Source organism: Pseudomonas sp. B21-056 (genome assembly GCF_026016325.1).
Taxonomy (GTDB): Bacteria; Pseudomonadota; Gammaproteobacteria; order Pseudomonadales; family Pseudomonadaceae; genus Aquipseudomonas.
In genome coordinates this window covers 3,263,651-3,282,065 of record NZ_CP087203.1, presented here as the reverse complement: position 1 = coordinate 3,282,065, position 18,415 = coordinate 3,263,651, and the positions used below count along the sequence as shown (strand labels likewise).

General features: G+C 58.3%; 14 protein-coding genes and 2 pseudogenes. 13 read left to right on the top strand and 3 right to left on the bottom strand.

Annotation, left to right across the window (positions count from 1 at the left end):
• The first annotated feature begins 76 nt into the window (after window positions 1-76).
• The 9 genes and pseudogenes from LOY67_RS13880 (at window position 77) to pqqA (ending at window position 11,171) form a co-directional block, all read left to right on the top strand.
• The gene (locus tag LOY67_RS13880; protein WP_265067762.1) at window positions 77-2,473 is read left to right on the top strand and encodes an efflux RND transporter permease subunit; all 2,397 of its coding nucleotides are present in this window, start codon (window positions 77-79) and stop codon (window positions 2,471-2,473) included.
• Window positions 2,474-2,477: 4 nt separating this feature from the next.
• Window positions 2,478-3,578 (top strand): annotated as a pseudogene (locus tag LOY67_RS28535) (HAMP domain-containing protein); the annotation flags it as partial.
• Entirely contained in the window at window positions 3,555-4,436 is an 882-nt protein-coding gene (locus LOY67_RS28530; RefSeq protein ID WP_413776215.1) for a methyl-accepting chemotaxis protein, read from the top strand. The pseudogene LOY67_RS28535 and the gene LOY67_RS28530, both read left to right, overlap by 24 nt.
• 177 nt (window positions 4,437-4,613) lie before the next feature.
• A pseudogene (locus tag LOY67_RS28525) lies at window positions 4,614-5,870 on the top strand (HAMP domain-containing protein); the annotation flags it as partial.
• A gap of 15 nt (window positions 5,871-5,885) precedes the next feature.
• Window positions 5,886-6,728 (top strand): methyl-accepting chemotaxis protein, encoded by an 843-nt coding sequence (locus LOY67_RS28520; protein WP_413776214.1) that lies wholly within the window; start codon window positions 5,886-5,888, stop codon window positions 6,726-6,728.
• A 217-nt stretch (window positions 6,729-6,945) separates the two neighbouring features.
• Window positions 6,946-7,893, top strand: coding sequence for a transcriptional regulator FeaR (gene feaR / locus LOY67_RS13865; protein ID WP_265063023.1), 948 nt, complete (start codon window positions 6,946-6,948; stop codon window positions 7,891-7,893).
• A 115-nt stretch (window positions 7,894-8,008) separates the two neighbouring features.
• Entirely contained in the window at window positions 8,009-10,123 is a 2,115-nt protein-coding gene (locus LOY67_RS13860; RefSeq protein WP_265063022.1) for a PQQ-dependent dehydrogenase, methanol/ethanol family, read from the top strand.
• Window positions 10,124-10,210: 87 nt separating this feature from the next.
• Window positions 10,211-11,065 (top strand): transporter, encoded by an 855-nt coding sequence (locus LOY67_RS13855; RefSeq protein WP_265063021.1) that lies wholly within the window; start codon window positions 10,211-10,213, stop codon window positions 11,063-11,065.
• A 34-nt stretch (window positions 11,066-11,099) separates the two neighbouring features.
• Window positions 11,100-11,171, top strand: coding sequence for a pyrroloquinoline quinone precursor peptide PqqA (gene pqqA / locus LOY67_RS13850; protein WP_265067761.1), 72 nt, complete (start codon window positions 11,100-11,102; stop codon window positions 11,169-11,171).
• Window positions 11,172-11,343: 172 nt separating this feature from the next.
• Here pqqA and LOY67_RS13845 read toward each other — a convergent pair whose 3' ends face one another.
• Window positions 11,344-11,880: a PaaI family thioesterase gene (locus LOY67_RS13845; RefSeq protein WP_265063020.1), complete on the bottom strand. Its 537-nt coding sequence runs from the start codon at window positions 11,878-11,880 to the stop codon at window positions 11,344-11,346.
• A 54-nt stretch (window positions 11,881-11,934) separates the two neighbouring features.
• Window positions 11,935-12,519: a TetR/AcrR family transcriptional regulator gene (locus LOY67_RS13840; protein WP_265063019.1), complete on the bottom strand. Its 585-nt coding sequence runs from the start codon at window positions 12,517-12,519 to the stop codon at window positions 11,935-11,937.
• Window positions 12,520-12,660: 141 nt separating this feature from the next.
• Between LOY67_RS13840 and LOY67_RS13835 the strand changes: the two genes are divergently transcribed.
• The 3 genes from LOY67_RS13835 to LOY67_RS13825 all read left to right on the top strand — a co-directional run bounded on the left by LOY67_RS13835 (window position 12,661) and on the right by LOY67_RS13825 (window position 15,729).
• Window positions 12,661-13,506 carry an alpha/beta fold hydrolase gene (locus LOY67_RS13835; protein WP_265063018.1) on the top strand — a complete coding sequence of 282 codons (846 nt, stop codon included), beginning with the start codon at window positions 12,661-12,663 and terminating at the stop codon, window positions 13,504-13,506.
• Window positions 13,507-13,675: 169 nt separating this feature from the next.
• Window positions 13,676-14,677, top strand: coding sequence for an NADP-dependent oxidoreductase (locus LOY67_RS13830; protein ID WP_265063017.1), 1,002 nt, complete (start codon window positions 13,676-13,678; stop codon window positions 14,675-14,677).
• Between the two features lie 65 nt (window positions 14,678-14,742).
• Entirely contained in the window at window positions 14,743-15,729 is a 987-nt protein-coding gene (locus LOY67_RS13825) for an MDR family oxidoreductase (protein WP_265063016.1), read from the top strand.
• Window positions 15,730-16,299: 570 nt separating this feature from the next.
• Here LOY67_RS13825 and LOY67_RS13820 read toward each other — a convergent pair.
• On the bottom strand, window positions 16,300-16,707 hold the full coding sequence (locus LOY67_RS13820; protein ID WP_265063015.1) for a hypothetical protein: 408 nt from the start codon (window positions 16,705-16,707) through the stop codon (window positions 16,300-16,302).
• A 446-nt stretch (window positions 16,708-17,153) separates the two neighbouring features.
• On the opposite strand from LOY67_RS13820, the gene LOY67_RS13815 reads away from it, so the two are divergent.
• Window positions 17,154-18,407 carry a tyrosine-type recombinase/integrase gene (locus LOY67_RS13815; protein ID WP_265063014.1) on the top strand — a complete coding sequence of 418 codons (1,254 nt, stop codon included), beginning with the start codon at window positions 17,154-17,156 and terminating at the stop codon, window positions 18,405-18,407.
• Window positions 18,408-18,415 lie beyond the last annotated feature (8 nt).

Genomic DNA, 18,415 nt, shown 5'->3' with positions numbered 1-18,415 from the left:
ATTTGCACAGCCCATGCGGCCGTATTTGGAGTCCGATGTGAACGACCATAATTCCTCCCTTGAACAGCAAGTGGTGATGGCCCGCCTGGAGGATTTCGATCCGCGTTCCGGCAACCTCGGCGAGCGGGCGATCTTCAACCACCGTCTCTGGGTCATGCTGCTCTGCCTGCTGGTGACCCTGGTGCTGGGTTACCAGGCCAGCAAGATCGGCCTCAATGCCAGTTTCGAGAAGACCATCCCGACCTCTCATCCCTACGTCGCCAATTTTCTCGAACAGCGCAGTGAACTGAGCGGCCTCGGCAACTCGATCCGCGTCGCCGTGGCGGTCAAGGAAGGCACCATCTTCGACAAGGACTACCTCGACACCCTGGCCAAACTCAACGACGAGATCTACCTGCTGCCCGGTGTCGACAAGCCCTACATGAAGTCCTTGTGGACGCCGACCACGCGCTGGACCGCGGTGACCGAAGACGGTCTGGATGGCGGCACGGTGATCCCGGACAGCTACGACGGCTCGCCGGCCAGCCTGGACGAGGTGCGGACCAACGTCGCTCGTTCCGGTGAGATCGGCCAATTGGTGGCCGGCAACTTCCAGTCCAGCGTGATCTTCGTGCCGCTGCTGGAGATCAACCCGGTGACCGGCAAGGCCCTGGACGCCGGTGAGTTCTCACGGCAATTGGAAGCCTTGCGCGACAAGTACCAGAACGAGCACATCCAGATCCATATCACCGGTTTCACCAAGATCATCGGTGACCTGATCGCCGGGCTGGGGCAAGTCATGCTGTTCTTCGCGGTCGCCGTGCTGGTGACCGTGGCGGTGCTCTATTGGTACACCCGCTGTGCCCGCAGCACGGCGCTGGTGGTGCTCTGTTCCCTGGTGGCGGTGCTCTGGCAGATCGGCCTGCTCGCCACCCTTGGCTACGACCTCGACCCGTATTCGGCGCTGGTTCCGTTCCTGGTGTTCGCCATCGGCATGAGCCACGGCGCGCAGAAAATGAACGGCATCATGCAGGACATCGGCCGTGGTACCCACCGGGTCGTCGCGGCACGCTACACCTTCCGCCGTCTGTTCGCCGCCGGCATGACCGCGCTGCTCTGCGATGCGGTGGGTTTCGCCGTGCTGATCGTGATCAAGATCCAGGTGATCCAGGACCTGGCAATCACCGCCAGCATCGGCGTGGCGGTACTGATCTTCACCAACCTGATCCTGCTGCCGATCCTGCTCAGCTACATCGGCGTCGGTGCCAAGGCCGCTGCCCGCAGCTTGCGGGCGGAAACCGCCGAGTTGACCGCGAACACCAAGCATCCGCTGTGGAGCTTTCTCGACCTCTTTACCCGGCGCTCCTGGGCCGTTGCCGCCTGCCTGGTCGGCCTGGCCCTGGCGGCCGGAGGATTTGCCGTCAGCCTGCACCTGAAGATCGGCGATCTGGACCCCGGTGCCCCGGAGCTGCGGCCAGACTCGCGCTACAACCGCGATGCGGCGTTCATGACGCAAAACTACGCGGCCAGTTCGGACATCTTCGTGGTCATGGTGAAAACCCCGGAGGACCAGTGCACCCGCTATCCGACCCTGGCCGCGGTCGATTCGCTGGCCTGGCAACTGGAGCAGTTGCCCGGGGTTGAATCCACCAACTCCATGGCCGCCATGAGTAAAGTCGCGGCCGCCGGTTACAACGAGGGCAACTTCAAGTGGTACGAGTTGATCCCCAACGACGGTGCCCTCGGCGCCGTGCAGACCCGGGCACCGCGCGAACTGTTCAACCAGGGCTGTTCGCTGCTTTCGCTCTACGTGTACCTGGCCGACCACAAGGCCGATACCCTGGAGCGGGTGGTGCAGACCAGCGAAGCCTTCATCGCCCAGCAGAAACTGCCGGAAGTGAAATTCATGCTGGCCGCCGGCAGCGCCGGGATCGAAGCGGCGACCAACATCGTGGTGAAGAAGGCCATGCACGAGATGCTGTTCTGGGTCTACGGCGCGGTGATTTTGCTGTGCTGGGTGACCTTCCGCTCCTGGCGCGCGGTACTGGCTGCAGTGCTGCCGTTGGTGCTCACGTCGATTCTGTGCGAGGCGCTGATGGTCGGCCTCGGCATGGGCGTCAAGGTGGCGACCTTGCCGGTGATCGCCCTCGGCGTAGGCATCGGCGTCGACTACGCGCTCTACGTGCTGAGCATCATCCTGGCGCACATGCGAGCCGGCGCCTCACTGTCCGAGGCCTATTACCGCGCCTTGCTGTTCACCGGCAAGGTGGTGCTGCTGACCGGTATCACCCTGGCCATCGCCGTCGCGACCTGGGCCTGGTCACCGATCAAGTTCCAGGCCGATATGGGCATCCTGCTGGCGTTCATGTTCCTGGTGAACATGCTCGGCGCCTTGATCCTGTTGCCGGCACTCGCGTACTTCCTGCTGCCGCAGAGGTTGTTCGCAAAAAAGCCTGAGGCCTGCGGCGCGTTGCAGGCGGTTGAGGAGCGGTAGACGCATGCTGAAGAAAACGGCCCGGCTGCTTGCCGATTGTTCGGTGGGGCAGAAGCTGCTGCTCGGTTTCGGCCTGGTGTCCTTGCTCGCGGTGGCCGCCATCGCCCAGGGCTTGTATGCCAGCGCCAGCCTGCTTGAACACGGCCGGCAGGTCAGCGCCATGGTGGAGATCAACCGCCTGACGCTGCAGATGCGCAATGCGGAGAAAGCCTATGCACTGGATCCCGAACCTTCGGCACTGCGCAAGGTCCGGGATCTGATCCAGGCGCTGGGCGCGCAACTCGAGAAGGCAAAGACGGGCACATCGAAAGACGGTGTGACGTTGCTGGCCGCGCTGCAGCAATCCGTTGATGGCTATCAGGAACAGTTCGCTCACTTCACCGATCACCAGCGTCTGGCGGCGGAGGCGTTGCGGCATATGCAGGAACAGGCGGAGCAGGCCCGTTTGCAGTTCGAAACCGTTGAGCTGGACATGTATGACCAGGTACGCGAGACGTTGAACAGCGGACAGGTTCAGGAGGGCGACCCGATGAGTCTCGCGGAGCAGGCTTCGGCGCTGCAGCGAAAACTGCTGGTCACCCGCAACAGGGAGTTCCTCTATGTGGAGGAGGGCGCAGCAGAGACGCTGCAAAGCTGGACCGAGTCAGTGGAGGAAATGAGTGACGCGCTGGAGCTGCTCCAAGGCCGGGTGGACAAGAGTTCCGAAGAGTCCCTGGCGGCGGCCCGGGCGGCGCTGGTCGAATATCGCAAGGCATTCCAGCGCTATCGCGACAGTCGTGCATTGAGCAAGCAAACGGCAGGGCAAATGGATGCCCAGGCCCAGACCGTGCTGAACCAGGTCGAACAAGCAACCACCGAGAAGCAACTGCAGATGGGCGAGCAGGGCAGCTCGATGATGCGTCTGCAAGCACTGGGGGCGGTGATTATCGTAGTGCTGGCGTTGTTCGCATCCCTGGTTATCCGCCGTCTGATTGTCGCGCCGCTGCGCAAGGCGCTGCTGATTGCCCGGCGGATTGCCCAGGGCGATCTGAGCGAGGCGGTCGAAGGCGTGACGATGCGCCGGGACGAAGTGGGTCAGTTGATGGCGGCAGTGGGGGAGATGACGACCAATCTGCGTCGGCTGGTGGCGCGCATTGGGCTGAGTGTCGAGAGCCTTGGGCAAACGACCCGGACCCTGAGCACATCCAGCGCCCAGAGTAGCGGGGCGGCCCAACGCCAAAGGGTCGAGACCGAACACGCCGCCACGGCCATGCAGCAAATGAGCAGCACGGTTGCGCAAGTCGCGCAGAACGCCGAACAAGCCTCCCAGGCCGCCGGCGAGGCCGATCACCAGGCACGCAATGGTGAGCAGGTCGTGCAGTTGGCGAGCCAGCAGATCCATCGACTGGCAGCGGAAATGGCTCTTTCCGAACAGGCCATCGAGTCCTTGCAACGGCAGGTCGAAAACATCGGCACCGTGGCTGATGTGATCACCGCGATTGCCGAACAGACCAACCTGCTTGCGCTCAATGCGGCCATCGAAGCCGCGCGGGCAGGGGAGCAAGGCCGTGGTTTTGCGGTGGTTGCCGATGAAGTACGGGCGCTGGCGCGGCGCACCCAGGATTCCACCAGCCAGATCGAGACGCTGATCAGCGGCTTGCAACGGCTGTCACAGCACAGCGTCGGACAGATCCAGGGCTGCGCACGCCTGATGATCGACACCGTGTCGTTGGCCGATCAAGTGAGCACCGCCCTGGGCGGCATTACCGGGGCGGTGTCGTTGATCGAACAGATGAACCAGCAGAACGCCGCCAGCGCCGAGCAGCAGAGCATCGTGGCCGAAGAGGTCAGCCGCAATGTCATGCAGGTGCGCAATGAGGCCGAACATTGTGTCGGGGTGAATCAGCAAGTGGTGCTGGCTTGTGGAGATCTGGCTGGGCTGGAACATGAGCTGCGGGAGGCTGTTGCTCAGTTCAGGGTTTGAAGCACCGGTATGACAGGAAATGGCAAGCGTTCTGGCAGACTCAGTCAAGACATGCCGCGTGGCAAGCACTCTAATAGCTTGCCTGGGTCGGGGTGATACCGAGCCGATTATTGCTGGAGAACGGACGGTCTAACGCTCTCTGTCGCCAGCGTCGTCCGTCCTTGTTGGGATGTCTCCATGAAACTCCGTTCTTTGCAGGTCACCCTTACGTTATGGTCCAGTCTGCTGATGCTGGCGGTCATTGCGACGCTGATGCTTTACGTCTACTTCTCCAGCGATACCAACCAGAAGTGGCAGCAGGCAATAGTCAGACGACAACAGGAAGCCGACATCCGCGAGCGGCTGATGCTGCAGGCGCATGAACAGGTTGCGGTAATCCAGCGCCAACTGATGGAAGCTGTCGAAACTGCAAGGATCCTGGCGCGTACTGTGGGATTGATTGCCGAATCGAATCGCAACGGGCTTACTCGCGACGCACTGAGCGAAGTGCTCAAGCGAACCTTGGCTGAGAATCCCCGGATGATGGCGACCTTCATCGGTCTCGAGCCCGGAGGCCTGGATGGTCAGGATGCACTCTATGTCGGTCAGCCCGGGCATTCGCCATTGGGGCGCTTTGTGCCGGCTTGGTTACGTACGCCACAGGGTGGGGTGGAAGTGACCGATATGCGTGGCATGGAAAGCGAAAAACCAGGCCAGGAGGTGGCCCGGGAAGGTGAGTTCTACCTCTGCCCGAAGGAGCAGCGCAGGCTTTGCGTGCTGGATCCCGTCAGCTATCCGGCCAACGACAAGACTGTGCTGCTACCGACAGCCAGCGCGCCGATTCTGGTTAACGGCAACTTCGTCGGCGTGGCGGGGGCTGATCCCGCTATCGACTTCATCCAACAGCTGGTAGAACACACCAGCAAGCAGCTATTCAACGGCGCGGCGAAGGTCGCGATATTTGCCAGCAACCACCGATTGATTGCCTATAGCGATGATGCCTCCCGGTTGAACCAACCGGCGCAACAGCTTCTTGCTCCAAGCAGCCTGGCGGCTTTGGAGAGCCTGCAGCGCGAGCCTCTGTATCTCATCAATGAGGAGCGCGATACGATCGAACTGTACGTGCCATTTGACATTGGCGACCAGCAGATGCCTTGGACAATGATGATTCACCTCCCACGCAGCGTTGTGCTGGACGGCCTTTCCCAGCTTGAAAATCAGATGGTTGACCGGCAGCGCGATAACCTGCGCGAGCTCCTGTTTATTGGCCTGCTGGTTGCGCTGGCCGGATTGTCGACGATGGGGTGGGTGGCCCGCAGTATCGTCAAGCCTGTGCGTCAGATGCACGAGGTGTTGGACGATATGGCCCGCGGTGAAGGGGATCTGACGGTACGCCTGGAGCAACACCGCCGTGACGAGCTGGGTGATATATCCCGTGGTTTCAACGTGTTTCTTGGCAAACTGCAGAAAATGGTTGCCCAGGTTGTCGATTCGGTCGGCAGCTTGGGTCACGAAGCTGGAGACATGCAGCGGATCGCCGAGGTGACCGGGGATGCCAGCCAGCAACAATTGGCGGAGGTTGACCAGGTTGCCACCGCGATCAATGAAATGGCAGCCAGTGCTCAAGAGGTAGCCCGCAGTGCTCTGCAGGCTTCGACCGCTACGGAGCAAGCCAAACGTTCGACACAGTCGGGTCAGCAACTGGTGCAGTACAGCGCCGAGGCGGTACAGGCTCTGGCCGAAGACATCGGTCGGGCGGTGGCGCTGGTTGAGGATCTGGCTGGGCGCAGCCACGATATCCAGGCAATTCTGATCGTGATTCGCGAGCTCGCCGAACAGACCAATCTGCTAGCCCTTAATGCAGCTATTGAAGCGGCGCGTGCCGGTGAACAGGGGCGTGGTTTTGCGGTAGTGGCCGATGAGGTGCGCCATCTGGCGCAGCGTTCTCATCAATCCACTGAAGAAATCCAGCGCTTGATCGAGCGACTTCAATCCGGTACTCAGGATGTGGTGCATGCTATGCGGCAAAGCCATGACCGCACTCACGCCAGTGTCGAACAGGCGCAGTGTGCCGCCCAGGCACTGGACAGCATTGCCCAGTCGGTAGCGCTGATTGCAGACATGAATACGCAGATTGCCAGTGCTGCTGAAGAGCAGAGTACGGTGGCCGAGGCACTGAGTGCTAATGTCGCCAACATAGGCCACGTTTCCGGCTCGGTGAGCGAAGGGGCTCAGCGAGCAGCAGCGGCAAGCCAGAGCCTGATGCAACTGGCTCTTCACCAGCGAGCGCTGGTTGGGCAATTCAAGATTTAGGTCAACACGAGCACCGGCATAACCGGATCCGTTTCTTGACGCCGGCCGAACGGTCCCGAGGAAAGATCAGCGGATCCTGGCCCCCTCAATGCTCATCCGAGTCCATTCTTTTCCAGAGATCCCTACGGTGGCTCAGTGTGGTCGGCCGCTGTGATTGCGCAAAGCAAAAATAGATAATATATTAACTATATTATAGGCATAATATGTGGGAGGGGGTATGTCTGCCCTGCTTCACTCTTGCGATGCGTTCGCTAGCTGGAATCGCGACTTGCGTGCGGTCTGCGGTAACTTCAGCACAACGATGTCAGATCGGCATAGTCTGTTTATCGGCAGCGTCCATGGCCAAGATATTTGTGGCCTGGAGTTGGCACATATCCGAACCAATGCAGGGTTGATCAGCCGCCACCGTACCTGCGCTGATGGGGATGATGATCGTTACTGCTTTCTAATTCTTCAGAGCAGTGGTCATCAGCGCATTCGCCAACAACATCAGGTGATCGAGTTGCGGCCAAACGACATCGCCCTGGTTGACTCGGCGCAGGCATTTGAGATCGAGCCACAGGGCTTGGTGCAAAACATTTCGATTCATCTGACACGAAAAGAAGTCAACCTCCAATTCGGTCAGAAACAGCTTTTCGGCAAGCTTGATCGTAATAGCGTCGCCACCTACATGATTCGCGCACTGGTGCGTTCGTTGGGTGACGTGGAGTTGAGCAAAGACTACGGTGGCAAGAACGATGGTCCAGCACTGGAGCAGGCACTGATCGGATTGGCCGCCGCCGGCCTGAGCGAGCATGCTGATGGACAGCCTGGATTTGCCTGTGTGGGCCATGATGACATCTATGGTTTGGCCACCCGCTTGGTTGAGTCTTCCCTGCAAGAGGTCGAGTTAGGCCCCGAATATCTGGCCCGACACTTGAACGTCTCAGTCCGACAGCTATATCGGCTTTTTGAGCAGCGTCACGAAAGCATCTCTCGCTACATCCTGCAACGCCGTTTGGAGCGGGTGGCGCAGGATCTGCGGGCCCCAGAGCTGCGTCATGAGTCAATCACTCAGATCGCTTTCAAATGGGGTTTTGTCGATGCAGCGCATTTCAGCCGTGCGTTCAAACGCCATTTCCAGCACGCCCCCCGAGATTTCCGCCAATACCTCTTGCCGGTATGACAGGAAATGGCAAGTGTTTTGGCAGGCTCAGTCAAGACGTGCTGCATGGCAAATACTCTAATTGGATCGCCTGGGCTGGGTGATACCGAGCCGATTATTGCTGGAGAAAATAACAATGAAATCACGGAACCTGTTGATAGGTATCCCTTTACTGACGGCTGCATTCTGCTCGGCTGCGGCGCAAGGCCCGGCTCAGGTTGATGGCCAGCGAATCATCGCGGCCGACCAAGAACCGGGCAACTGGATGAGTCATGGTCGCACCTATGGTGAGCAGCGTTACAGCCCGCTAGACCATGTCAATGCTGGCAATGTTGGAGAGCTGGGTATTGCGTGGACGACCAAGCTTGATATCGACAGCGGTACCGAGGCTACGCCGCTTGTGGTCGATGGGGTGATGTACACCACTGGCGCTTTTAGTATTGTCTATGCGATCAATGCAGCCACAGGCGAGTTGCTTTGGAAATATGATCCGAAAGTGCCGGCCGAGAACCTTAGCCAGGGTTGCTGTGGTCCCGTCAATCGTGGCGTTGCGGTATGGCAAGGCAAGGTCTATGTGGGCAGTTTTGATGGCCGCTTGATAGCCCTTGATGCGGCCAGTGGTCAGCCCGTATGGAGCGTCGACACCATTATTGATCGCACGAAGAGCTATTCGATCACAGGTGCTCCCCGCATCGTCAAAGGCAAGGTGTTGATCGGCAACGGCGGCGCCGAGTTTGGCGTTCGCGGTTACGTCACTGCTTACGATGCCGAGACCGGGAAACAGGCTTGGCGTTTCTATACCGTTCCGGGCGACCCGAAGCTGCCACCGGAAAACCCAGCCATGGCCAAGGCGATGAAAACCTGGGATGGCGACGGCTGGGTCAAATGGGGTGGTGGCGGGACGGTCTGGGACTCTATGGCCTACGATCCAGAACTCGATCTTCTCTATGTGGGCACTGGCAACGGCTCGCCCTGGAACTATCAGTTCCGCAGCAATGGCAAGGGTGACAACTTGTACGTGTCTTCGATCCTGGCGCTGCGACCAGATACCGGTGAATACGTTTGGCATTATCAAATCACGCCGCAAGACCAGTGGGATTTCACCGCGACCCAACACATGATCCTGGCCGATATCAAGATTGACGGCAAAGTGCGCAAGGTGATCATGCAAGCGCCAAAGAACGGTTTTTTCTACGTCCTCGATCGTACCAACGGTAAGTTGCTGTCCGCGAAAAACTTCGTTCCGGTGAACTGGGCCAGCGGTATCGATATGAAAACCGGCCGCCCGATCCTTACCGGCGCGGCGGACTATTCCAAAGAGCCGAAAGTAGTGCAACCAAGTTTCCTCGGTGGGCACAACTGGCACCCTATGTCGTTTAGTCCGAAGACCGGCTACGTCTACATTCCTGCCCAGTACACCTTGGCCGAACTAAAGGCCGCCAAGGCACCGATGTTCTTGTCGAACAAGTCGGTGGTGAACTTCGGATTGGATGTGCCGGACCTGCCTGAAGATCCAAAGGTCTTGAATAAAATCCGTGACGCCTGGAGCGGCGAGCTGATCGCCTGGGATCCGGTCAAACAGAAGGCGGCCTGGAAGCAGCCCTACATCAGCGCCGGTAACGGCGGTACGCTCGCCACAGCGGGTAACCTGGTGTTCCAGGGCACTGCCGATGGCCGAGTAGTCGCTTACCGCGCCGACACCGGAAAGCAACTGTGGGAGCATCGGGCCAACTCTGGGGTGATGGCAGGGCCTGTTACCTATACCGTCAATGGTGAGCAATACGTGGCGTTCTCAGTGGGCTGGGGCGGAATCCTACCCTTGCTGACCGGACCATTGACCAACAAAGGCAAGGTGCGCGCCGAGTCACGGGTGATTGCTTTCAAACTCGGTGCTCATGGGGAGCTACCGCCGCCAAAGGCTGAGCCTGTTTTGCCAATGACCCACCAGACACTCACGGCAACTCCCGAACAACTGGCTCAGGCTCGCGGTCTTTTCAATGGTCTGTGTGCCGGCTGCCATGGCCTCAATGCCATCAGCGGCGGAGTGGTGCCGGACTTGCGCTATCTGGACGATAACAAACACGCGGCGTTCCCTGCCTTTGTCAGCGGAGCTTTGATCAATAAGGGCATGCCAAACTTCTCCGATATTCTTCAGCGCGAAGACATGGAGTTGATCCGTCAATACCTGATCAAGCGTACCCAGGATCTGCAGGCCGATCTCAAGGCCGTCGGACACACCGCCTCAAACTGATTCCATGCTGTTTCACCTGCGCTTGGCGACTCCCTAAAGAGTCGTCATAGCGAAGCTATGCCTTCAATAAAAACAAAGAGACATGCCATGAAAACACTTAGCACTCTGACGTTCAGCGCACTTGTCGCCAGCTTGGCTCCGCTGGCTCACGCTGATGTCAAACCAGATCCTGGCGACTACACCGCGCTCCCGCAGGGTACCGATGTGGTGGTGTTGTACCAGCAGAACCCGAGAGGGGATAAGGTCTACTCCGGCGGAAAGAAAGTTGCTGACAATCTTGACCTCGATCTGACTGTCGGGGTCTTGCGACTGATTCACTTCACCGAGTTTTTCAACACCGGGCTAACATGGGATCCGCAAATAGTCATCCCCTTCGGATATCAGAAGGTCGGTGCCACCGACAGCAAAAACTCAGGTTTAGGTGATATCACTTTCGGTGGAACGGTGTGGACCGTTGCTGATCTTGCCAAGAACGAACATCTAGGCTGGTCGGCGTTCGTTACCGCGCCTACCGGCAGCGAGAAAGATCAGGGTTTTGCTTTGAGCAGCAATCGCTGGGCCTTGGACTTGCAAGTCGGTTATATCAAGGGACTGACCGATAAGATCACTTGGGACGTGATCGCTGAGACTGAATTCTATGGCGAGCAACGTTCTACTGATGCCAAAAAAGATCCATTGCTTCAGTTGCACAATCATCTGCGTTACAACTTTACCCCTGATACCTATGCCGCAATCTCTTACCGACATAACTGGGGCGCGCGCGAGACACTTGACCATGAAACCCTCGCCACGAGTCGCAGCAACGGCACACTTGGCTTCACCGTAGCGACGATGCTGGGCAAGCAAGTGCAGGTCTTAGGTCAGCTCATGCATGACACGTCAGTGCGTGAGGGCGTGAAGATTGATAATTCGCTGCAGTTTCGCCTGGCGTACTTCTATTGACTCACCTACAAACAAACCATAAGAGGATTTAACCATGTGGATCAAACCTGCCTATATCGATATGCGCATTGGTTTTGAAGTGACGATGTACTTCGCCAATCGGTAGTAAATCCGACGGGATTGGCGTGCGTTACTGAGCTCTACGCACGCCAACGATATGCTGAGGGGGCGAGGGCGTCCTTGGCCAAGGCATGGACGCCCTCGTGCAGTTGCGCGCATGATGCCCCAGGACTACTGCCATCAGCACCTGAGAGGGTGAGGGATGAACAGCTCCGGTCTCAGTCACCCGCAGAATGGTCGAAGACCAGGCACGTCGTCGTCGCATGTGCGTAGAGCTTTCCATCAGGGCCGACGATACGACCCTCGGCAGTCGCAACCTGGCGACCCGCGTGTAACACCTTGCCTTCAGCACGTACCATCGGCACCTGGCTATTCAAGGCGCGCACCATGTTCACTTTCAGTTCCAGCGTGGTGTAACCCTTTCCGGCCGGCAACGTCGAATGCACAGCGCAACCGACGGCCGAGTCAAGCAGCGTGGCGAACCATCCTCCGTGCACGGTGCCCAGTGGGTTGTAGTGGCGCTGGTGTGGACGACCCTGGAAGACCGCGACTCCCGGCTCCATGTGTATTGGCACGAAGTCGAGCGTGTCACCGATCGGCGCCGGTGGCAGCTCGCCGGCAAAGATCGCTTCGAACATCTCCATGCCCGAGCGACCGAATACCTTTCCCTTGGGCTTCGCGTCCGGCGCACTCAAGCGTGCGCGCACACGCGCTTCGTCGGCTTCCCAGCGAGCGATTACCTCATCGACTTCCATCGGTTACCCCTTTTTTCGTTATGGTTGTGTAGACAAACTGATGGGACGCGAACGCTAGCTCGTTGAGGTCGTGCAAGTGAGTGACCCAAGGAGTTCGTCACGACAGACCTTCAAGATCTCGTCCGCCAAAGGCGAGTCGTCCGGGCAGGCCCGTGACAACACAATCGCGCCGACTGCGCGGGCGAGCATGTCGATCGCCTTGGCTCGCGCTTTCTCGTGATCATCACCATCCATCGCGTTGCTATCGCGCTCAATGCCTGCCAGCAGGCGCTCGATGCCGTTTGCGAAAATGGCCTTGATGGTGTCGGGCTGGCGCGAGGCGTCGCCCCCAAGTGCGGCCAAGGTGCAACCCTGGCTTCGCGCATCACGGTGCCGGCGGGATACATAGGCCTTGATGAACTCCGTGACATCGACGCCTTCGGATTTCGCCGCAGTCTGTGAAAAACCACATGCCGCCGCTTCCGCCATCAGGTCCGCCTTGGATCGGAAGTGCTTGTAGAACCCGCCATGGGTGAAGCCAGCCGCCGACATCAGCTCCGCCACACCCACCCCATCGTATCCACGTTCACGGAACAGCGTCGAAGCTGTCTCGACGATGTGCGCCCGGTTCGCCTGGGCCTGCGCCTTGGTGACCTTCATTTCTTCGTGCCCTTGATGCGCGCCATGCGCCAATAGTCAGGTGCCAACTATACATTGATGTCGATCATCATCAAAGGTGTTGACTGTTTAGATTATGATGGTAATCATTATGGCTCTTGCACTCTTTAGAGGACGTTGGCCATGAGCGACACGCACCTGACAGCATCGACTCGCTTCATCGAAGTCGATAACAATCGATTCGCCTATCGTCGCTGGGGCAATGCTCGATCCACCCAGCCCCCGGTGTTCTTCGTACCGCACTTCCGCGCCGGCCTGGATCACTGGGATCCGGTGTTGACCGATGGCCTGGCTGCGGGCCGTGAGGTCATCCTGTTCAACGGCCGCGGCATCGCCTCGTCCACCGGCACGCCTCGCAACCGCATCGAAGACATGGCGGACGACATCGCCCTGGCGATCCAGGCGCTTGGGTTGTCCCAGGTCGATCTGCTGGGCTTTTCGATCGGAGGGCTGCAGGTTCAGGAGGTGGCGCTGCGTCATCCGCAACAGGTGCGCAAGCTGTTGCTGCTTGGCACAGGCCTGCGCGGCGGCGACCCCAGGATGGATGAGGAGGTGCCCAAGGTCGCCGGCAACCCGGTGCCGACCATCGAGGACTTCCTCTATCTGTTCTTCGGTCGCTCGGAAGCGGCCAAGCAGGCGGGCCTGGCTTTCTGGGAGCGGCGCCACCAGCGCGCCGATCAAGACCCACCGAGTTCATTGGCTGTCGCCCAGGCGCAGGCCGAGGCCTTCGCCGCCTATCTCCAGCCGCTGCCGGGCGAGAACCCATACGCCTTCTTGAACGCGATCAAGCAACCCACGCTGGTGCTCAACGGCGTCAAGGACATCATGATCCCGACGATCAACTCCTGGCACCTGGCACAGAACATTCCGAACGCCCAGTTACTGATTTATCCCGATGCCGGGCACGGCGCGCAGTTCCAGTATCCCGAGCGCTTCCTCAAGCATGCCATTCAGTTCCTGGATGAGTAGTCGGTGGCCTTCGCGAGCGCCGCTTTCGAGTTCGCAGATCAACCTCTGATTCATTTCCAGGCGCTTTTCTTTCTCGGCCCCTAGGGATCAGCAACCATTCAGCGGCGGGCATGGGTCATCAGGTGCACGCCGAATCAGATCCAATTGGATTCAGGAATACTGCCTCATCATGAAAGCGTTCATCATCGATCGTTACGGGAAAAAGGTCGCACTGCAGGAGACGAATCTGCCGGAACCTGAGTTGGGCCAGGACGATGTTCTGGTCCAGATCCATGCAGCGGGTGTAAACCCCTTGGATCTGAAAATCAGGGACGGCGAGTTCAAGATGATCTTGCCTTACCGCATGCCGCTCATCCTGGGCAATGACTTTGCGGGGGTGGTCGTTCGGGTTGGATCACGAGTGCAACGCTTCAAGCCTGGCGACGAGGTCTGTGCACGGCCCGACGACAATCGGATCGGCACCTTCGCTGAATTCATCGCGATCAAGGAAAGCTCTCTGGCGCTCAAGCCGAAAGAACTCAGTATGGAAGACGCCGCTTCCATCCCTCTGGTTGCCTTGACGGCCTGGCAAGCTCTGGTCGAAAAAGCGGGCCTGAAAAAAGGTCAAAAGGTCCTCATTCATGCAGGCTCCGGCGGCGTGGGCACGGTTGCCATACAACTGGCCAAGCATCTGGGTGCTTATGTGGCGACCACTACGAGCACCGCGAACGTCGAGTGGGTGAAACGGCTTGGTGCCGACATCGTGATCGATTACAAGAAGGACGATTTCGAGCAGGTCTTGCAAGGTTACGATGTGGTCTTGAATAGCCTGGGTACCGACACCCTCGAAAAGTCACTGCAGGTGCTGAAGCCTGGTGGACGATTGATTTCGATCTCCGGCCCTCCGGATGTCGACTTCGCGAAAAGCGCCGGGTTATCTGGATTCCTGAAACTGGTCATGCGCCTATTGAGTTACGGCATCCGGAAAAAGGCCAAGCGTCGTGGGGTGATCTACTCATTCCTTTACATGCGGGCCAGCGGTGAGCAATTGCGCCAGATCACCGCGCTCATCGATGGCGGTGTCATACGTCCAGTCGTGGACAGGGTTTTTCCATTCGAGTCGACCCAGGAGGCGCTGGACTATGTTCAGACGGGTCGAGCTAAAGGCAAGGTCATCGTAAAGGTGAAGTAACCCACATCCTTCGTAGAACAACTGATAAATCGATCCCGGCCAAGCCGGGTCGTGGGGGAAAGATGATGACGTTCAAAGCGCTGCTCGCAACAAAAACGGGGAGTAAGATTTCGGCGGAAGTGATCAGCATGCATGAGCAAGATCTCATGCCTGGCGATGTGACCGTCAAAATTGACTATTCGACGGTGAACTACAAAGACGCATTGGCCCTGAGTGGTTATGCCGACGTCATCAAGCAGTTTCCGCTGATTGGCGGTATCGATTTTGCCGGTACAGTGGAAGCCTCGGCTTATCCTGGCATCGCTGTGGGCGACCGTGTTGTCGCGAATGGTTGGGGGCTGAGTCAGACCCATCACGGCGGCTTTGCTCAGAAAGCACGGGTAAAAGGCGAGTGGCTGGTCAAGCTTCCGGATGCTTTCACCACCAGGGATGCCATGGCGATCGGCACCGCAGGTTATACAGCGATGCTGTCGGTGCTGGCACTCGAGCATGGCGGGCTCACCCCGGCCCGCGGGGACATTCTGGTCACCGGCGCCAATGGTGGTGTTGGTTCTATTGCGATAGCGATTCTCTCGACACTCGGCTATCGCGTGGTGGCGTCCACTGGACGCGTAGCGGAGCATGAATATCTGAGCAGTCTGGGTGCCGCGCAAATTATCGACCGTCAAACGCTTTCTGCCCAAGGCCCGGCCATAACAGCCGAGAAGTGGGCTGGTGCCGTGGACTCAGTCGGTAGCCATACGCTGGCAAACGTATTGGCGCGTACCCAATATCGCGGCGTGGTCACGACTTGCGGCCTGGCTCAGGGTATGGACCTTCCCGGATCGGTCTTGCCATTCATCCTGCGCAACATAACTCTGGCCGGTATCGACTCGGTCAACGCTCCACAAGAGGCCCGGGTACAGGCCTGGGCGCGACTGGCTAAGGATCTCGATTTGCACAAACTCGAGCGGATAACCCAAGTGGTCAGTCTCTCGGAAGTACCGGCGGTGGTGGGGCGGATGCTCCAAGGGCAGGTCCGGGGGCGGGTGGTGGTTGACGTCAACGCGTGAGCGCACCCTGGCTTCAAGGCTGTCGCTTGGAATCGGTCGAAACCACACTATCCAGGCTATCCGAATTGGGCGCCTTGCTCGGCCCCCAGGATCGTTCGCTGCGACACTTGAACTTCACGCCTTTACGGGGCGCTATGTCCCGGGCTTTCGCCAAACACAGCTCTTTAGTGACATAGGTCGGCTCGGTTTTGCGCACTTCCACGCAGCCTTCGTCGCCCCTGCAGAGGGTCATAACCATAACGTACACGGTCATCATCTGAGGTTGCTCCTATCGAAGCAATGCGATTGATGCACCTTGCATTGAGCTCGGACGAGCCCAAGCGAGTACCAATGACAGGCGGATAATGAGCCTTCTTTCGAATCTCCAGCAATGGCGCACAACCGCCTTCCGTCGGGAAAACGTCGCTATTTTGAATATTGGTGATTGTGACAAAATCGACGCCATTAAGTTGGCGTATTTGAGGGCGGAGTTGGATGAATACTATGAAAAACTCATGCCGGACCGAATCCGGCAATCCAGGTAATCAGCCGATGGGGGCAGGGCAGAACGACTGTGCCGTGGACAGCCGGCTAAGGCGCCTCAAAGTTCTCGTAAGCCAGTGAAATTGAATCGCTTTTTGGATAGCTGACATACACCATCTCGCCATAATTGCTGGCGACCAACACGTAGGGCCACTTGCCGTTTGCCTTCCTCAGTTGCTCGTACAAGGGAAGGAAGAAGTCTTTGGTCTGGCCTTGGGGATCGTAAGGGACTTCCCCCTGAAAGATTGGATAACGCCCACCATTACAAAGCTGAACCCGCTCCAGCTTGATGCCGTTTTTCTCGAGCACGGTGCGCGCTGGATGCTGCCAGATGGCGAGGTCGACATCCTGGCAGTCGTGGGTCTTTTCGGTGTAAAGCTCGGTGTCCTTGAGGGCTGGGTACGCCATGGCCTGGCTGGTCAGAAGGAATAAAGCCAGGGGGAAAAAACGCGGCATGATGGTGGTCCTGGTAAAAGGAGACGATTGTAAGTGCTTTTTAGCCGGGTCCTAGGATTGCGAGACTGTTTCGTCGCGGTTTGAGGGTTAGTGCGCAGCCAAGTAAACCTGACTGGCTCAGCGCGATGTCAGTGGTTTGTGAGCTGAATTCAAAAGGGATCGGCAGGTACCCGGTTTTAGTCTCGATCAAATGCGGGTGACATCGATGTCAGTTACTGCGGGTGAATCCAAATCCAGCGAGCGTTGGAGTGAAGAGTGCTCATATCGCACCTGGTTTGGTAACATCTTGTTACGCATAATGTATATTATGTTAAATCAGGTGCTATGTCAGATAGGTTCATGAGCAGCTTAAAGCACTGATTAGACAAAGACGCTTCTGGCGTCCACTCTCTCAACGGGCCATGTCCTTCGTGTTCATGGCGCGTCATTGAATGAGGTGGCTGCCAATGAAGCTGATTCAGTGTCGTTTCTCGTCCGGTCAGCGCGTGCCACTGCTTGTGCAGGATGGTCTAGCGGCGCCATTGCCCAAGCTAGTCCCATTCATCTACGTCCAGCTCAAGCTCAGGCATCGTGCATACAACACCGCCGCAGCGCACCTGCGTGCGATCCAGGCTTTCTACACCTATGCCAAAAGCCGGGAGCTGGATATCGATGAGGCCATCTTTGCCTGTCACTTTGAAGCGATTCTGGCGTTACTGGACGGTTACGCCATCTGGCTCCAAAGCGGCCGTCAGGCGGATAATCTGGTCGCCCGAATCGGCAAAGCTAAAACGGCATCTTTTCCGCAGATCGATCCGCGCACCCGTGACCAGTACCTGCGGCTGTTGAAGCAGTACCTGTCCTGGTGTGTCACCCGATACATCCCGCGCGCCCGTCAGAGCTCAACCACCCAGGCTAACATCGATGTAGTATTTGCAGATGTTGCCGACGTCATTGTACGACGCTTTGAGAGCCATATCATCAATGTTCGTCCCGACCACGCTCGTTACCGCAGCCTGACAGATACGCAACTCCATATCATTCGCACACTGATTCGCCCGGGCGCTGCGGAGAATCCGTTTCCGGAGCGATTGCAGTTGCGCAATTGGCTAATGATCGAATTGCTGCTGGAAACCGGTATCCGTCGCGGAGAGCTTCTGAAGCTCTACACCACGGATATCAACCAGGGTTCTCAGCATGCCTATGTCAGTATCAATGACCGCGAACATGATCCAGGCGATCCGCGCGCTGAAGAGCCTGCGCTGAAAACACACGGAAGGACAGTAGGTATCTCCGCACAGTTGTATGAGGTCTACGAGCACTATATCCAGGGGGAACGGCGTCCTCTGCGTGACGGCAAACCGATGAAATTGCTGTACCGCTATCTGTTCATCTCTGACCGAGGCCGCCCGCTGTCGATTCGCGCATTGTCTAACGTTCTCGATCGGCTGTTTCTGACCATTGAACTGGCTCATCCGAGGTTGTTGCCTACACTTTCTGCGCATGACTTTCGCCACACCTTCGCCGACCGTTTCTTGGCTTACCTGGTCGAGAAGAGTGGGCATGACCTCGAGCGCGCCACGGACGAACTCCGACGTGTCTGCGGCTGGTCTGATACTTCGGCGATGCCACGCCGTTATGCAAGTCGTTATCTAGCCGAGTCGGCCAACCGCCATAACGCCCAGCGCGCCTCGGCAGCGTGGAGCCGACTTGACAGTTAAGGAGGTTC